Source organism: Desulfatiglans sp. (assembly GCA_012513605.1).
Taxonomy (GTDB): Bacteria; Desulfobacterota; DSM-4660; order Desulfatiglandales; family HGW-15; genus JAAZBV01.
Genome location: JAAZBV010000156.1, coordinates 102,037 through 119,553, shown reverse-complemented (window position 1 = coordinate 119,553; position 17,517 = coordinate 102,037). Strand labels below are relative to the sequence as shown.

16 protein-coding genes and 1 riboswitch are annotated in these 17,517 nt (G+C 44.2%); of the genes, 8 read left to right on the top strand and 8 right to left on the bottom strand.

The window, feature by feature from the left end; genetic code table 11:
• The first annotated feature begins 390 nt into the window (after positions 1-390).
• From GX654_22250 to GX654_22230, 5 genes are read left to right on the top strand one after another with little or no spacing between them, the layout of a single operon-like run.
• Positions 391-1,248 carry a ferredoxin family protein gene (locus GX654_22250; protein ID NLD39584.1) on the top strand — a complete coding sequence of 286 codons (858 nt, stop codon included), beginning with the start codon at positions 391-393 and terminating at the stop codon, positions 1,246-1,248.
• Positions 1,238-2,809 (top strand): B12-binding domain-containing radical SAM protein, encoded by a 1,572-nt coding sequence (locus tag GX654_22245; GenBank protein NLD39583.1) that lies wholly within the window; start codon positions 1,238-1,240, stop codon positions 2,807-2,809. The genes GX654_22250 and GX654_22245 overlap by 11 nt, the downstream gene beginning before the upstream one ends.
• Complete coding sequence (locus GX654_22240; protein NLD39582.1) at positions 2,806-4,515, top strand: DUF116 domain-containing protein; 1,710 nt, start codon at positions 2,806-2,808, stop codon at positions 4,513-4,515. Before GX654_22245 ends, GX654_22240 begins: the two co-directional genes overlap by 4 nt.
• Complete coding sequence (locus GX654_22235; protein NLD39581.1) at positions 4,457-5,362, top strand: terpene cyclase/mutase family protein; 906 nt, start codon at positions 4,457-4,459, stop codon at positions 5,360-5,362. The genes GX654_22240 and GX654_22235 overlap by 59 nt, the downstream gene beginning before the upstream one ends.
• Complete coding sequence (locus tag GX654_22230; protein NLD39580.1) at positions 5,359-7,158, top strand: squalene--hopene cyclase; 1,800 nt, start codon at positions 5,359-5,361, stop codon at positions 7,156-7,158. Before GX654_22235 ends, GX654_22230 begins: the two co-directional genes overlap by 4 nt.
• 235 nt (positions 7,159-7,393) lie before the next feature.
• On the opposite strand, the gene GX654_22225 is transcribed toward GX654_22230, so the two are convergent.
• Positions 7,394-8,047 (bottom strand): hypothetical protein, encoded by a 654-nt coding sequence (locus GX654_22225; GenBank protein ID NLD39579.1) that lies wholly within the window; start codon positions 8,045-8,047, stop codon positions 7,394-7,396.
• A 421-nt stretch (positions 8,048-8,468) separates the two neighbouring features.
• Here GX654_22225 and GX654_22220 point away from each other — a divergent pair, with 421 nt between their 5' ends.
• Positions 8,469-9,731, top strand: a complete 1,263-nt coding sequence (locus GX654_22220; protein ID NLD39578.1) for a PQQ-like beta-propeller repeat protein — start codon at positions 8,469-8,471, stop codon at positions 9,729-9,731.
• 233 nt (positions 9,732-9,964) lie between these two features.
• Here the strand turns inward: GX654_22220 and GX654_22215 are convergent, their stop codons facing one another.
• The gene (locus GX654_22215; GenBank protein ID NLD39577.1) at positions 9,965-11,305 is read right to left on the bottom strand and encodes a PQQ-binding-like beta-propeller repeat protein; all 1,341 of its coding nucleotides are present in this window, start codon (positions 11,303-11,305) and stop codon (positions 9,965-9,967) included.
• A gap of 212 nt (positions 11,306-11,517) precedes the next feature.
• On the opposite strand from GX654_22215, the gene GX654_22210 reads away from it, so the two are divergent.
• Positions 11,518-11,901, top strand: a complete 384-nt coding sequence (locus GX654_22210) for a DUF814 domain-containing protein (GenBank protein ID NLD39576.1) — start codon at positions 11,518-11,520, stop codon at positions 11,899-11,901.
• 7 nt (positions 11,902-11,908) lie between these two features.
• Here GX654_22210 and msrA read toward each other — a convergent pair whose 3' ends face one another.
• The 4 genes from msrA to galE form a co-directional block, all read right to left on the bottom strand.
• Positions 11,909-12,997 carry a peptide-methionine (S)-S-oxide reductase MsrA gene (msrA, locus tag GX654_22205; GenBank protein ID NLD39575.1) on the bottom strand — a complete coding sequence of 363 codons (1,089 nt, stop codon included), beginning with the start codon at positions 12,995-12,997 and terminating at the stop codon, positions 11,909-11,911.
• Positions 12,998-13,293: 296 nt separating this feature from the next.
• Positions 13,294-14,112: an NAD(+) diphosphatase gene (nudC, locus tag GX654_22200; protein ID NLD39574.1), complete on the bottom strand. Its 819-nt coding sequence runs from the start codon at positions 14,110-14,112 to the stop codon at positions 13,294-13,296.
• Positions 14,113-14,233: 121 nt separating this feature from the next.
• Positions 14,234-14,881 (bottom strand): radical SAM protein, encoded by a 648-nt coding sequence (locus GX654_22195; GenBank protein ID NLD39573.1) that lies wholly within the window; start codon positions 14,879-14,881, stop codon positions 14,234-14,236.
• A gap of 15 nt (positions 14,882-14,896) precedes the next feature.
• Complete coding sequence (gene galE, locus GX654_22190) at positions 14,897-15,907, bottom strand: UDP-glucose 4-epimerase GalE (protein NLD39572.1); 1,011 nt, start codon at positions 15,905-15,907, stop codon at positions 14,897-14,899.
• 175 nt (positions 15,908-16,082) lie between these two features.
• Positions 16,083-16,175: riboswitch (cyclic di-GMP riboswitch) on the top strand.
• A 132-nt stretch (positions 16,176-16,307) separates the two neighbouring features.
• On the opposite strand from galE, the gene GX654_22185 reads away from it, so the two are divergent.
• A complete protein-coding gene (locus tag GX654_22185; protein ID NLD39571.1) occupies positions 16,308-16,574 on the top strand; it encodes a hypothetical protein in 267 nt (88 codons plus the stop codon).
• A gap of 73 nt (positions 16,575-16,647) precedes the next feature.
• Here the strand turns inward: GX654_22185 and GX654_22180 are convergent, their stop codons facing one another.
• Positions 16,648-17,082 carry an Hsp20/alpha crystallin family protein gene (locus tag GX654_22180; GenBank protein ID NLD39570.1) on the bottom strand — a complete coding sequence of 145 codons (435 nt, stop codon included), beginning with the start codon at positions 17,080-17,082 and terminating at the stop codon, positions 16,648-16,650.
• Positions 17,083-17,149: 67 nt separating this feature from the next.
• A complete protein-coding gene (locus GX654_22175; GenBank protein NLD39569.1) occupies positions 17,150-17,449 on the bottom strand; it encodes a hypothetical protein in 300 nt (99 codons plus the stop codon).
• Positions 17,450-17,517 lie beyond the last annotated feature (68 nt).

Genomic DNA, 17,517 nt, shown 5'->3' with positions numbered 1-17,517 from the left:
AAACAATTATAAGTTAACTCCCCGAGATTGAAAAGATACAATAATACATTGCACCCAAACTAATAAAAAAGCTGGGTTTAAGATGAACTATTTAAAAAAGCAAGGGGGGAAAAGAGGAGAGAAAGAAAGAGAGTCAAAAGTCTAATAGTGAGAGAAAGGATATGGGAATAAACAGGATTCAAGGGATAGGCATCAACATAGATTGACTATCCTTTAATTGGCTATATAATGCATTAAAATATATCATGTTTATATTTGAGCATTACATGCTGCGCATCAGTTGTGTTTCCACATTGAATATTTAGATAATTAATGGCGCAAGGCTCAAGGTAATGTCTTAATTATTTTATGAAACAGACAAAAAAACAGCTTAATATTTTTGGAAGTTATATGGCTGAAAATAATATGATAGTTTACTGCAAATGTACCCACAGGGATTTGGTCTCTGATGAATCCCGTGATATGCTGCTTAAAAGTCTTGAACAACATGGCCATGATGCGGTTATTGTTGATGACCTGTGCGGGCTTGTCTCGCATAATGACCCGCTGTTAAAGGCGTGGGTGCAATACAGTAAACTTATTGTTATTGCCTGTTATGAGAGGGCCATACAGGCCCTGTTCAGCATGGCAGAGGCAGAGTCTTCACCCGGCAGTCAAATCATAATCCTCAACCCGCGGGTCATGCCTCCTGAAGAGATCATGTCAAGGGTCACAAGTGAGGTAACAGGAGGTTCAGGAGGCACTCCTGAGAAGATAGCATTCAGCGGTTTACAGGAGCCATGGTTCCCGGTAATTGATCGGGGCCGCTGCCAGAAATGTAAACTCTGTTTTAATTTCTGTCTTTTTGGTGTCTACACCATTGATGAAGAGGCCAATATCAGGGTTTCCCACCCTGACAACTGTAAAAACAACTGTGCCGCATGCGCCCGTATATGCCCTGGCAGGGCCATTATATTTCCTAAACTGAATCAGCCACCATTTAATGGTGACGAAATAGATGAATCAAAAATCCAGGCACCTCCTGTAAGGCTGGATCTTCTGAATGGAACAGACATCCACTCCATGCTGAGAAACCGCGGCAGGCAGGGCGGGCTCTTTTCCGCTGAGCCGCGCAAGCCGGTTAATATGCTGGAGGCGCTTCACAAAAGGCTTGATATCCCGATGAGTGTGCTGGAAGGACTCTCACCATCAGACCTGTCCCGGATACAAAAAAGGGCCTTTAAGGCCGGAGATCAGGATGAAAAATAACTTCTTAAGACCTGCCGTTATACTGGTGGCTGACCGCACACTAAGCGCCAATTACCCAGTATTGTTTGAGGGCATCTTTGCAACCATGCAGACAAGCAAGGTGCCTGAACCCCTTATGAGATATTTTCTAAGCCCAAAGGTGCATACTGATGAAAATGGCAGGGCCTCTGTTGCTCCCCTGGGGCTGCGCCGCATTGAATCATGCATGAGGGCCGCATCAGGTCTCTCTCCTGATGATATAGTCTGCACCACACCTGAGCGGCTTTTTGACCTTATTGGGCCATGGGTAAAGCTTGTGCTCTTCAGCTCCAGCGACCCTCTTGGTCATGGCATGAGCAATACCACCACAAGCAGCTTCTGGGGAGGGGAACTCTATACCAGGAGATGGACAAGAGAGACGCTCCTCATGCTCAAGGCTGCCAAAAAAAAATACCCCTTCAAGGTGGTGTTCGGAGGGGCAGGCGCATGGCAATTTATAACCAGCCCGGATGAAGCGGCCCGTCTTGGCATTGATGTGGTATATGAGGGCTATTTCGAAGAATCTGGCCCTGAGCTTATTGCTGACATTTTAGCGGGCAGGCATGTAGATAATTATGTTGCTGTAAATGGGATTGGCATCGAGCGCGTTCAGCCCATTTGTGGCCCCTCAATGATGGGTATTATTGAGCTTTCAAGGGGATGCGGAAGGGGATGCAGGTTTTGCAGCATGGCCCAGAAGGGGATGAAACACCTTTCCCCTGATATGATCATGGCAGACCTCGAGACAAACCTTTCCAATGGAATAAAAAATGTGGTGAGCGGGAGCGAAGATTTTTTCAGGTATGGCTCATCCACAACAAGGCCTGATTTTAAAAGGCTTGCATCCCTCCTTGAACAGATGAGAGGGCTTAAAGGGCTATCATTCATGCAGATAGATCACGCCAATATCACAAGCGTTATTGATCTTGAGGAAAAGGAGCTTGTGGAGATCCGGCGGCTATTGACCTGGGAAAAACCGGCAAAATACCTATGGGTAAACATGGGGGCTGAAAGCGCCAATGGAAGGCTTGTTGCTGCCAACAGCCCCGGTAAGATTGCGCCATTTTCATCTGAAGACTGGCCTGACATTATAAGGGAGGCAGTAGGCAGGATGACCCGCTCCGGGTTCTTCCCGGTAATCAGCATTGTCCTGGGCCTGCCCGGTGAGGAGCCTAAGGATGTGATAGATACCCTCAGTCTCATTAAAGAGCTCTCCTCTCAGGAGCTTGTTGTCTTCCCTGTATTCTATGAGCCTGTGCTTGAAAAGGATATCAGGGCAGGTGGCGGTTTTTCTGTTTCGAGTATGAGCATGAGCCATTTTGAACTCTATCGCACCTGTTATGAGATCAATTTTAAACGTGTCCCCAAACTCATGTGGGACAACCAGCAGGCAGGAGGTGTGCCCTGGCTTAAACGTATGATAATGCAGGTGATGGGCAGGGCAGAGATCTTTAACTGGCGCATGACCTTTCGGGGCATGTCAAAGAGATTATCAGGGTCAGCAACGATTTCCGCGTACAGCGCAACGGAGAAAAAGAGATGAGCGACCTTAACCTTGCATTGATATATAATGCCCGTCCGCCCCAGGCGGATATCCCCTGCACCCTTAGGGAAAGGGAAGAGCTGCGCCGGATAGTCAGGGATTATGCTGAGTCAAACTCTCTCTGTGCGCCTCTTGGTATTGCTGAACTTGAGAGACATGCAGAAATATTACTGAACCAGTATAAATGGCCCGCAAGGTTCAGGGGTTTTGTAGCTGTGCTCATCAATAATACCCTGTGGCATGATATCTTTACTGCCATCCCCTATAACAGGCGCCTGCTGTTGGTACCAAAGTGTCTGCGTTCAGCGGAAAAGTGCAGGGGCATTATGGATGAGATCGGGCTCATCTGCGCCCACTGCGGATCATGCATAATAAATGACCTTAAAAGGCAGGCAGAGGAGCTGGGGTATGCGGTGCTCATTGCAGAGGGTTCGCCGGTTGTAATGAGCCTGATAGAGACACGCCAGATTGAGGCAATTCTGGGTGTAAGCTGCCTCTCCACACTTGAAAGGGTCTTTCCATACATGGAGGCAGGCGCTGTACCCGGTATAGCTATCCCCCTGCTCTATGACGGGTGTGAAAACACAGCTATTGATACAGACTGGCTATGGGAGGCATTGTATGAAACATCTGAAAACCCCTCAATCCCGCGGCTGAACCTTGAAGAGGAGAGAAACCGTGTTGATTCCTGGTTTTCAAAGGAGGAGCTTGATGAGGTTATCAGGCCCGAAGGCACGCAGACAGAGGCCATTGCAATGGATTGGATTGCCCTGTCAGGGAAAAGATGGCGTCCCTTTCTTGCGTCATGCACATTTACAGCCCTGACACCGGGCAATAACATCTCCGACAATAATATCAGGCGTATATGTGTCGCAGTGGAATGCTTTCACAAGGCATCTCTTATCCATGATGATATAGAGGATAATGATGATATTCGATACGGGCAGGAGACCCTTCATGCAAGATATGGCATCCCTGTTGCGCTTAATGCAGGGGATCTACTTATTGGCTGGGGATATCAGCTCCTCTCAGAGTTGGATGTGGCTGCGCAGGTGAAGGCCTCTCTGATTGAATGTGCTGCCCATGCGCATCGCATCATGTGCCTTGGGCAGGGTGAGGAGCTCTACTGGTCAAGGCATCCTGAATCTCTCACATCCAATCAGGTGATCGAGATATTCAGGAGAAAGACATCCCCTGCCTTTGATGTTGCGCTCTCCCTTGGGGCGCTCCTTGCAGGGGCGGACAGTTCTGTGCTGGCCTGCCTTCATCAATACAGCGAGGCAATGGGTGTAGCCTACCAGATCAGGGATGACCTGGAGGATTACCTTCTCCCCCATGAAAAGAGGCGCCGCCTGCTTGACAACCCTAGCATACTCATGGCCCTTGCAACAGAACAGGCAAAAGAGGAGGCGCGTCAACTGCTCTTAAGGGCATGGCAGGAGCCAGGCGTAAGGGAGAGAGAGTTTGATCATATCATGGAGATCTTCAGCGATCTTAATATTGATCAATGTGCGCGGGCATTGATGGATAGCACAAAGGCAAGGGCAATTGAGAGCCTGGCGCAGCTTAATAACCCTGCACTTAAGGGGCTTTTGCGCCGCGTGATCAGCAAGATATTTGGCGACTTTGATTTAATGGGATGCTGCAATGACACTCAGACAGGAGATGATACAGGCCCTGGGCAGGGCGCCTCTGCTGCTGGATAAATCCACAGGGCTTGTCAGCGGTTTTGTATTGAGGCATCTGGACCACGATGGCGGATTCATGGGCCGCGATAATAAGAGCGACCTTTACTATACCGTATTTGGCATTGAACTGGCCATCAGCCTTGAGCTCTCCCTCCCTGTTGATCTTATAAAAAGATATCTGGCTGGCTTTGAGAGCGGGCATGGGCTTGACCTGGTTCATCTTTCATGCCTTGCCCGCTCATATACAAATCTGGCTGACATATCATCCTTTACTATTGATTCCGGTCTAAAGGAGGGGCTTACCCAAAGGCTTGTAGAACTCAGATGTGCGGATGGCAGTTTCAGCGCTAATCAGTCAGATGCGCATGGTAATGCCTATGGCTGTTTTATGGCCCTTACCATGTGCGAGGATATGGGTGTTGCGCCTCCTGACCCTGATGCAATTTTAAACTGCCTTGATAAACTTGAAATGGATGACGGCGGCTTTGCCAATGAACAGGCAGGGGGCATATCAACCACCCCCTCAACAGCCGCGGCCATATGCTCATATCATATGCTTGGGAGGCCTTTACCTGAAAGGGGGGCTGAATGGCTTATGGGCAGGGCAAGTGAGAGGGGGGGCTTCTGCGCCTTTAAGAGTGACAGCCCAATGAATCTGCCTGATCTCTTAAGCACTGCCACTGCCCTTCAGGCCATTTCCTACTTCCCTGAAAATAAGATCATTAGGGAGGGCCACCTTGAGTTTCTTGACACGCTCTGGAACCCAGAGGGCGGCTTCAGCGGGACATGGGCAGACCCTGTTATTGACTGTGAGTACACCTATTACGGGCTCCTCGCCCTTGGCTATCTTGCGGAGATTCCATGAAAGAGATTGAATCTACTATTAACAGATTGCAGCAGATGCTACACACGGAAACTAATGACAAAGGTTACTGGACCGGTGAGTTAAGCAGCAGTGCCCTTTCCACTGCAACTGCTGTTTTTGCGCTGGCTTCTGTGGATGAAAATCAACATGCTTCATCTATTAACTCCGGCATAAACTGGCTCATAAAAAATCAGAGTCCTGATGGTGGATGGGGCGATACAGCAATAAGCAAGAGCAACCTCAGCACTACCCTTCTTGTTTACTGCGCCATGACAGTTACCTCACCGGATCAGGAGGCCCTTGATGCCTGTGAAAAATATATAAAAGGTATCGCAGGTTCTATTGATCCGGAAAAGATTGCCGGATCAATCTTAACGGCCTATGGAGCTGACAGGACATTTTCATGCCCTATTCTCACCATGTGTGCCCTTGCGGGCAGACTGGGTAAGGAGGGCTGGAAACATGTTAAGGGTCTCCCATTTGAACTGGCTGTCCTGCCCCAGCAGTGGTTCAAATGGCTTAAGCTGCCGGTTGTAAGCTACGCCCTTCCCGCCCTTATCGCAATCGGGCAGGTCGTATTTCATCATCATCCCCCTGTTAACCCGGTTCAAAAGATAGCCCGTAAACTGGCACGTACAAAATCCCTTAAAGTCCTGACAAAAATCCAGCCTGAAAATGGAGGTTTTCTGGAGGCCACTCCTTTGACAAGCTTTGTTCTGATGAGCCTTGCAAACTGCGGACACAGGGAACACATTGTTACAAAAAAAGGGGTTAATTTTTTGCTTCACAGCCAGCGAACAGACGGAAGCTGGCCGATAGATACAAATCTATCAACCTGGGTTTCCACAATGGCTGTACAGGCGTTAAAGAATGATAATATAAGTAAAACTCAGCAAAACCTCATTTTTACATGGCTTATAGGCCAGCAGCACAGGGAGATTCACCCGTATACCGGGGCAGACCCCGGAGGCTGGGCATGGACTGATCTCCCAGGGGGCGTGCCTGATGCGGATGATACTTCAGGAGCCCTTATGGCCATAAAGAATCTTGACCCGGATGGCGAAAAGCCCCTTGATGCGGTTGAGGCGGCCATCCTCTGGCTTATTAATCTGCAGAACCGTGATGGAGGCATACCCACATTCTGCAAAGGCTGGGGTAAATTACCCTTTGATAAAAGCGCTACAGACCTTACCGCCCATGCACTTGCAGCATGTTCCGCATGGATGCCTGATATGAGGCCTGAACTGCAAAATAGTATTAACTCTGCCATGGAAAAGGGTTTCCTGTTTTTACGAAATGCTCAGCGGCCTGATGGTTCATGGGTACCTTTGTGGTTTGGTAACGAAGATGTTCACGATATGAAGAACCCTGTTTATGGGACAGCAAAGGTAATTTCTCATTTAACCCGTATGAAATCCACTGAACTTTCAACCATGAAAGAATCGCTTAAGAGCGGACTTAAATGGCTGATTGAGGCACAAAAAGAAAATGGCACATGGGGAGGAGATAAGAATGCGCCTGCCACAATTGAGGAGACCTCCCTTGCCCTTGATGCCATTGCAGGCTGTGCGGCTCTTCATGGTTTCTTTGATAATTTAGCCGCGCCAGTTCAAAAGGCACTTTTAAAAGGATCAGAAGCATTGCTTGAAATGATTAATAACCATGACAAACTGCCTTCAAGCCCTATAGGCCTTTATTTTGCAAGGCTATGGTATCATGAAAAACTTTATCCCCTTATCTTTTCCTTGTCTGCATTACAAAAAATAAGAGCGGTATTATTGAATAAAGATGCATAAAAACAGAGACATGCCGAATAGGACACAAACGCACGCAGAAAACCTTAGCGTGGCTGCTTTTGTGGATGAGTTTTTGGATTCAACCCCGGCATTACCATTCATCTCTGATTACTCGCGAAGATGCCTGGATATGGGGGATAATATTATGTGTCAACAGAATAATATGTAGAGACAAGGCCCGCCTGAATAACGGCGGGTAAACATGCCTTGTCTCTGCACTCTTTTGGAGGATTGACTATTCTGCCCTGTCAAATGCAAATGAGCTCTTTAAACGTGTAAAGCCGTCGATTATATTCCTGATAAGTTTATAGGTAGAGTAATTTTCATAGGGTATGCACAAGCTGAAAAATTTAGAGCTCTTATTCTTTCTTTCTGTCCATTCCCTTTGAGCAAATTCATGTTTTAATTTTTTTAGCTCACTGTTATAACCTGCGAAAACCTTCTTTCTTGTTTTCACAAGCAGTTTTTCTTTTAGTTCCTTCTGTGCCTTTTCAAGGAGCTGTATCCCGGCATCAACCTCTTTTATCTTAAAATATTCCTGGGCCTCGGTAATAATCGAGTGGACATTAATAACCCTTTCTTCCTTTATCTTGTTAATCATGTTTTCCATTTCAATGGCTGCCTCTTTAAGTATCTTATGGGTCAGTTCAAGCTCTTCATACATCTCTTCCATAAGTTCAGCTGCCCGGTTTGTCTTGCTGCTGGGATATATTCTCTTTTTCTTTGCAAAAGTTATTGCATCTCTGAGTGACTTTCTAATCTCCCTTACCCTTGTTTTAACTGATTCACCTTTTTCAAAATATGAGGTTATACTTTCAAGAAGTGACTGATGAAGGTTGATTAAACCACCTGGAAGACCCGCTTTACTGTACTGAAATAGAAAAAACATATTCTTCGCTCCTGTTATTTTAGTATTTTCCTGCTGAACCTGACCATTTGCATTTCTTATACCAGTCTTACAATAATTTTTTTTAGAAAATAATGCACATGGATTTTTAAAGGGCTATTCTAGTTAAAGGTTATTACAATTAAAATGCAAATACTCTTCAATATACTGATTATATTAATTTTATTTAATATTTACTTAATAAACCTGACAACAGACACCACTTGTTTTTTGTAAAAAATAAATTCTTGACACTCTCTAACTACTTCTTTTATCGTATTCTTTTTCATATTTTCCAGTTAATTTGTCTATAAAAATACACCTTATAATTGCACTTTTTATTACATTTAAGAACTATTGACTTTTTAAAAAATTTATATCAGATCAGACTATGTACAATCTCTATATTCAGGAAGGTATTGATATGAAGATTACAGAAATGATTCTTATTATTCTTTTCCTTTTTAATATCTGCAAAACCCAGGCATCTGACTGGCCACAGTACCTTGGACCTGACCGGGATGCAGTATCTGATGAAAAGGGGCTTTTAAGGCAATGGCCCGCAGGGGGGGCAAAGATTTTATGGACAGTTCCACTCGGTGAGGGTTTCGGAGGGCCTGCTGTTAGTAAAGGTAAGGTCTACATATATGACAGGGTTGATGACAGAGAGAATGTTTTACGCTGTTTTGACCTTATTACCGGAAAAGAAGAATGGCAATTCAGCAGTGAGGCAAAATGGTCAGTCAGCTATGACGGTTCAAGGACAGTACCAACAATAGATGGTAGCAGAATTTATGTAAGTGATGCATTCGGCAATTTCCTCTGTGTTGATAAAGACACCCGTAAACCTTTATGGAAAAAGAACTTCTGGACAGATTTCAGTAAAACAGACATCCCCATGTGGGCGATTGCCCAGAACCCCCTTGTTTATAAAAACATGGTGATTATTGCCCCTCAGACAGAGGTGGTCGGCATTGTGGCATATGACAAGATAAATGGAGAGATTATCTGGAAGACACCGGTCCTTCCAGGGAGCCCCGGATATGTCTCACCAAAGGTGGTCAAAATGGATAATGAAGATCATCTGGTGATGATATCAGCCACCAGGCCTGAAGGTGGGGGCACCGGGGCTGTCATGGGGTTTAACCCTGATACAGGCAAGCTTTTATGGTCTTATGATGGCTGGAAATGCAAGACCCCTGTGCCTAATGTAACAGAGACGGGCGATAACAGCCTGTTTATCACAGGAGGGTATCTATCTGGAGGGGCGCTTATACAGTTAAATAAGAAGGAGAATTCATGGGAAGTAAATGAGGTGATGTTTTCAAAGGAGTTCGCTTCCCATGTGCACCCCGCTATATTTTACAAAGGGCATCTTTATAGCCAAGGCACAAATAATCAGGTGAGAAATGGCTTCATGTGTATGGACCTTAAGGGCAACATCAAATGGAAGACAGGGAAAGACCCTAATTTTGACAAGGGCGGATTCATTCTAGCTGATGACATTATTTTAAGCAGTGATGGTGAAAAGATGCTCTATCTTATTGAGCCAACTCCTGATGAATTCAGGGTGCAGGCAAAGGCAGAACTGCTTGACACAAAACAGGCATGGGCGCCTTTGGCATTAAGTGACGGGAAGCTTTTGATCAGGGATCAGAAGCAGATGAAGTGTGTGGTTTTAAAGTAAGGGTTCAAGGGGTCAAGGATTCCAGGGTTCGAGGGTTAGAAAGAGAGGAATGGCTCAAGGCGCAGGGCGAATTGAATGATTCTGGAAATAAGTGTAGGGGCAGGCAGGGGGTTACCCCTACAACATACAGGAAAACATAGCGCATAGGGGGCAAAGAGCATAGGGCAATATCAAAACCAATTTTTTATACTTACTCCATGCGCTATGCTCTATGCGCCATGCCAATTTAAAAATCACTCCGAAATACAGTAAAGAGCCTTCAAACCCCTCAAAAACAATTGATTCCCAACAACAACAGGGCTGGCATCAAAATTGTCATCAAGCTGGTTTCTGGAAACAACATTCAACTCTTCTCCATCCTTTATAACATAACACATTCCATTCCTGCCCAGCACATAAACAAGGCCGTTAACACCAATGGGTGAAGCATACACACCTTTCATTCCATCAAGCTTAACAGCCTCATAAAATATCTTTCCGGTTTTAGCATCTACACAGCTCAGCCTTTCATCATTTCCGCGCAGATAATAGAGCCTGCCATTGTAGAGAAGCGCTGAAGGGACATACGGGGTATTTTTGTTATATGTCCAGACTAATGCGGATGACTCTTTCAGATCCCCGCTTGCCTCATCCAGCCTGATTGTCTGCATTGCAGCGCCCCTGAAACCGCTAATCAGGTGAACAAGTTCACCGTCAGTAACAGGTGATGGGATCACATTTTCGGTCATACCTGATATTACCCAAATGATATCTCCATTTTGCAGGTCATAGGCGGTTGATTTTCCAGTGGCGCTTACAATCAGCTGAAGCTTTCCCTTTACCGGGACAACGATGGGTGTAGACCATGAGGTCTTCTCATCCCTCTTCTTTTTCCATATAACCTCGCCATCTTTCTTATTAAGGACATATATATAGGAATCCTTTTCATGATCCCAGTTTACGATCAGATAATCATTATACAGGGCAGGAGAACTACCTTCCCCGAAAGAGGCCCGGATATTCAGATCTCCAATGTCCTTCTCCCATTTCAGATTACCTTTGAGATCAAAACAGTAAATTCCAAAAGAACCAAATGATGCAACAAGATATTCCCCATCAGTCACACATGATTGTGAGGCCCAGCTACCATCATTATGGGTGCCTTCATGGGGAAACTGCTCGCGTACAACCTTTTGCCAGAGAGTTTTCCCGGTGTTTTTATCAATGGAATAGACCACAAACTGCTGGAGATATTCGGGCAGTTTGGGCTGCATCCAAGATGCCTGCCCCTCCTTAAGTTTTGCAAGGGTTTCTTCAGACGCCTTTTTATCAAGAGGTATGGCAGAGGTCAGGAATATCTGATCTCCCCATACTATCGGAGTGGATAGGCCCTTTCCTGGTAAGGGTATTTTCCATTTGATATTCTTTGTCTCGCTCCAGATTGTAGGAGGGTTACCTTTTACCACCTCGCCGGTAAACAGGGGGCCCCTCCATGTGGGCCAGTTGCTGTTGTAATCCGAGGCGCCTACCTGACCATAAGGCATGCTCAAAATCATGACAAAAACAATTGATACCAGAGCTATCTTAATCTTCATTGTTTAATCTCCTTAAAACATTTACCATCTGTTAACGATATTGTTCCTCAAATATATCCCAATATATATCAGGAATATATATCACATAAAACAAATTTCAAATCAGAGCAGATTTTTTTAATACAGCGGTTCAATCTTTTTTTATAGATTCCCATTGTAGAGTAAAAGCAGCTCTGTTATTGTTACCCATAAAGACCCTGGTAAATACCAATATGATTGATAAAGAAAAACACAATATTATTGAATACAAAATTGCCGGTGACTGGGAAGTCCTGGCAGGTAAAACGGATGATGATAATGATTACCTGAGCCTGAGGCTTACTCACCCCAATGACTACTGGTTTCATGTAAAAGGCATGCCGGGGAGCCATGTAATTTTAAGGGCAAAAGAGAATGAAGAACCGGGAAAGGACATACTGAAGGAGGCAGCCGCCATTGCCGCCTGGCACAGCAAGGCAAAAAATGGCGGAATCACTCCTGTCTCCTGCACAATGGCAAAATATGTCTCAAAGCCAAAGGGTGCAAAGCCGGGTACTGTTACCATCAAAAAGGAGATGGTTATAAAGGTGAGGCCGGGGATTCCAGCGTTACAATGATCACTGATCATTTCTCCTGGAAAAGTTTTTTATATTCCCCATACCCCTCCTTTTCAAGTTCCTCTTTCGGTATAAACCTGAGCGCAGCAGAGTTTATACAATACCTTTGGCCAGTGGGTTTTGGCCCGTCATCAAACAGGTGCCCCAGGTGAGAATCACCCTTTTTGCTCTTCACCTCTGTCCTTGTCATGAAAAAACCTTTATCGATCTTTTCTATGATATTCTCTTTTACAAGGGGCCTTGTGAAACTGGGCCAGCCGGAACCGGAATCATACTTATCCTTTGAACTGAAAAGGGGCTCCCCTGAAACCACATCTACGTAAATGCCCTCACGTTTATTATCCCAGTACTCATTTTGGAAAGGTCTTTCTGTAGCACCCTTTCGGGTTACATCATACTGGAGTTCAGTAAGCCTTTTTTTTAAAGTCTCATCATCGGGGATATCACACTGAGAGGTAGTGTTTTCAACTTTATCATTTTTCCATGTCTCTTCAATAAACCTCTCCCTTCCTGAATGATACCTGTAATTTTTATATCTTACAGGGTTCTTATCTGAATAATCCTGATGATAATCTTCAGCAGGATAGAATTTTTCAAACCTGATTATCTCAGTTACGATAGGCCTGTCAAAGATGGCTGATCCATTAAGTCTCTCCCTGGATTGAAGGGCAATCCTTTTCTGTTCATCATTGTGATAAAAAATAGCGCTTTTGTACTGGCTCCCCCTGTCTGCAAACTGACCTCCTGCATCGGTTGGATCTATATGTCTCCAGAACACATCGAGGATTTCACCATATGTTATCTTCTGTGGATCAAATATCACCTGAACTGCCTCAACATGCCCTGTTTTACCACTCGAAACCTCTTCATAGGTAGGATTCTCCTTTTTACCTCCGGTATACCCTGAGATAACATCTATTACCCCATCAACATTTTTAAAGTCTGATTCCACACACCAGAAGCACCCTCCAGCCACTGTTGCGGTCTCAGTTTTTACATTCATGTTTCCCATACCATCCTCCTCTGCAATGGAGTAAATTTTAACTGAGCCTGATACTATAATAGCTGCCAGTATTATCAATATTGATATTTTCATACCCAAACCTCCAGATGAAAATATGGTTTGAATTTGCAGGCGCTTTAACGCCTTTGTTACACCAATATAAGGATGGTTTCAGGCAAATCCAGATAAAGATAAAAAATATTATAAAAAGAATACATCTGTGTTTTTCAGGTGATTATAATGAAATGCTTAGCACTTTGGACTAAAAATCCGATAACGTATAAAATAGATCGTTAGCGCTGACCACAGAGGAGACATAGAGTTCTTTCAATTTTTACTCCGTGTTCTCCATGCTCTCCGTGGTAAAAATATTATTTTTCCCATTTTTGCTAATGGTTTCCACCTTCAATAAACCAGTCTATAAGCCTCCGGGCAATGCTTATACTGGATGGGATTCCGGGGATTTCATCCCTTTTAAACCAGCCAACATCAACAATCTCTTTTTTATCAGGCTTGATTTCGCCACTATCATACTCTGCTGTAAACCCTATCATGAGGGAATCAGGGAAGGGCCAGGGCTGGCTATCGAAATATTTAATATTTTTAACCTCAATACCCACCTCTTCCTTGATCTCCCTTTTTACACACCCCTCAAGGGTTTCACCGGGTTCAACAAAACCTGCAAGCACACTGTAGAACTTTGACCGGAATCTGGGAGAACTCGCAAGTAAAAGTTTATCATCCTTTGTAACTGCCACTATTATTGCAGGCGAAAGGCGCGGATAATATACCTGACCGCATGGGGTACATATCTTTGCACGCTCATCATTTTTATCTTTTGTTGAGCCTCCGCATTTTCCGCAAAACCTGTGATTCCTGCTCCAGGTAATAAACTGACCTGCAAGCCCTGAAAGCCTTACAAGGTCTGAGTCAAGTCTGTCCAGAAGGGTAAGAGGCGGGTGTACGACGAGACATCCGGGGAGAGCTTCCGTGGACTCAATCTCTGCAGCATAACATGAAATGTTGTTATAGGTGCCCATATACTGGATATGGTCACTTCTTATCTCATATTCTTTAAGAGTATTGTAACGAGGGATAGACATAGCACCGTTTTCTGACAGTACAATAATCTTCTGCTCATTTATCAAAAACCAGTATGAATCAGGATTAATTTCCTGTGGACACCTAAAATCAGAAATAAAATTCATTTTTTAAAACCTTTTTATCAATACAGTTGATACACCTGCATATTCAATGAGTTATTATGGGGTTTGCATCATAAATCTTATACCTTGAGCCCTGCGCCTTGCACCTTGGGCCTATTTTTTATCACACCCCCCTTTTATCTGGGGGCCATATATACTTATGGAGCTGCATGTTTAATCTTACATTAAGTTTATCCCTCAGTATCCATTCAGAGAGTTCCTTCGGTTCAATCCTGCTAAAGCATGGAGAAAAATTCACATATATATCGTCCCTTTTATCAGAAGGTATCAGGGCAAGGGTCTCAACTGCAAAATCATAGTCTCTTTTGTCAGCAATCACAAACTTGAGTTCATCCCCCTCATTGAGCCCGTTAAGGTTCTTTAAATCATTATGACTCTCTTCACCACTTGATGGGCATTTAATGTCCATGATCTTTATAGAGCGCCTGTCAACCATGCTTATATCCTGACTTCCGTTTGTCTCAAGCAGCACCGTGTACCCGTCATCAATAAGCTTTGTTATGAGTTCAGGTGTTTCATCCTGTATCAGTGGCTCTCCGCCGGTTACCTCAACAAGCGGGCAGTTAAAGCCCTTTACCATTTCAATGATATCACTGATCTCCATAAGGGCACCCTCTTCATATGCATAGGTGGTATCACAGTATGAGCATCTAAGGTTGCATCCTGTAAGGCGTATAAACACACATGGAAAACCTGACCTTGTGGATTCGCCCTGTACGCTTAAAAATATCTCATTAACCTTAAGTGGCAACCGTAACTCCTTTTTCTATTCATAGCCGTTTGGATTAAGGGACTGCCACTTCCATGTGTCACTGCACATCTCATCTATACCCTTGAGGGCTTCCCAACCAAGTTCCTTTTTAGCCAGTGATGGGTCAGCATAACATTCGGCAATATCACCTTTTCTGCGCGCTGTTATCTGATATGGTATATCTCTTCCCGAAGCCTTCCTGAAAGCATCTATCATTTTAAGTACACTGTAACCCTTGCCTGTGCCCAGGTTATAAACCCTGACGCCTGTTTCTGATTTGATCCTGTCAATTGCCCTTACATGTCCCAAGGCAAGATCCACAACATGGATATAATCCCTTACCCCTGTGCCATCAGGTGTAGGGTAATCATTACCAAACACCGAAAGCACCTTTAATTTACCGATAGCAACCTGTGAGATATAAGGCACCAGGTTATTCGGTATTCCATTCGGGTCCTCACCTATTTTGCCGCTTGTATGAGCACCCACAGGGTTGAAATACCTTAAAAGGATAACATCCCATGTCTTTTCTGAGGTGTAAAGGTCTCTCAGTATCTCTTCAATAAAGAGTTTTGACCTGCCATAGGGGTTGGTTGCTGAAAGAGGGAACTCTTCTGTTATGGGCACCATGTGCGGGTCTCCATAGACTGTTGCGGATGAGCTGAATACTATCTTTTTAACATTATGCTCTCTCATTGCATCACACAGACATAGTGTACCTGTTATGTTGTTGCTGTAATACTCAATGGGCTTCTGGGTCGATTCGCCTACGGCCTTGAGCCCTGCAAAATGTATTACTGCATCTATGGAATTTTTACTGAAAATTTTAGAAAGGGCATCCCTGTCCCTCAGGTCTGCCCTGTAAAAAATACAATCCTTACCTGTTATTTCCTTAACCCTTCGTATTGACTCCTCTTTGCTGTTGGAAAGATTATCCACCACAACAACATCGTGGCCCGCACTCAAGAGCTCCACCATTGTATGGCTGCCTATATACCCTGCACCGCCTGTTACCAGTATTTTCATCTTCCGCTCCAGTGTAATTATTTTTTAAGTCGCATTGATTCTGCCTTTTTATTATATGCTAGTCAACAGGAAAGGTCTGGTATTTCATATAGATAACATCTTGATATAGTTGTTTTTAATAAAATAAAAATTTTTTTAAAGTTTCAGGATCATGATGCCGATTTGAAGATTGGATAAGACTTGAGGGCAAACTCTCTGAAAGGAGAGGGCGCAAAACTTCCGGTCTAAGTCCCATGATGTAAAGGGATATGACAGCGGGGTTGCAAAGTTATTAAAGAGTTGTATGTACCTGTTCATTAAAAATGGAACGGGCTTTTTTCACAAGACAGGTTTTAATGTGAGGATTTGATATACAGCAGCGCTCCCTCAAAGAAAGGTTTCTTATGTAAGGAGGTGGCATATGATTATAGATTCCTCTGTAGTAATAAATAATCCCGGTGAAGGGGAGTTTAAGATCCGGAAAAAGGAAGGGCCTGACAAGATAAAACCTGTTGAAAAATCAGGAAACAGCGAAGAGGCCAAGCTTAATAAAAACAGGGATAAGATCACTGAAAAAAAACCTGACACACGACGCTTTGATACAGGGACTTTATACAATAAATACGGTGAACCGGACCGCGATGAAAATATCGGTACAAAACCAAAGCCCATAGATGTTATTGTTTAGACGGGGTTTCGGAGAGGGAAAAAGAGGGTATCACCATCAGATGATACCCTCTTTTTTTTACACAGTCAGTGTGTTATCTAATCTCAATCTTTTTTGTCTCTGTTCCTTCTGCCTTTGGAAGCACAACCTTTAACACACCATCCTTATAGCTTGCATCAATTTTATCAGCCTCTACCTTACCAGGGATCCTGAAGCTCCTGTTGAATGATCCATAACATCTTTCAATCCTGTGGAAACCTTCAACGGTCTCCTCCTTTTCCTGTTTCTTTTCTCCTTTAACAGTCAGGATACCTTCAGAAAGTGTAATATCAACATCTTTTATATCTATACCGGGGAGCTCCGCTGTAACTGCATAATCCTTTTCATTCTCAGCAATATCAAAGGCCGGTACCCACTCATTATCATCACTAAAAACCGTTTCCAGACCCCAGTCATCAAAGAAGCGATCAAACAGTTTCCTGCTGGGCGCAAGACCTGTTCCTGGAATTATACTTAACAAGCTGTTCATAAGATCACCCCCTTAAATTTGTTTTTTTGACTCATGCGGCAATAAAATAATCATCAAAAAATTTGAGTCAAGCCTGCATGGGGGCCTGAATCTGACCTGGAGAGAGAGACATTACCTCCCTGACCTTATCTGCGATATAACCTACGACCACCTTTTCATCATTCAGGATCAACTCCATTATTACGATACGCGTATTGATGTCTGTATCTGAAGCGGGGATGTTTAACTTCTTTTTCAGATCCATTACAGGGACAACGCTCCCCCTGACATTGATCACTCCCTCCATATAATCCGGTGATCCCGGCACCCTGGTAATAGTCGTATATTCGAGAACCTCTCTTACCTTGCTAACCTCAATAGCGAACAGTTCATTAGCGAGTTAAAAAGAGAGTAACTCTGTGCTTGCTTCCATATTTTTATGATCCATATTCTTTT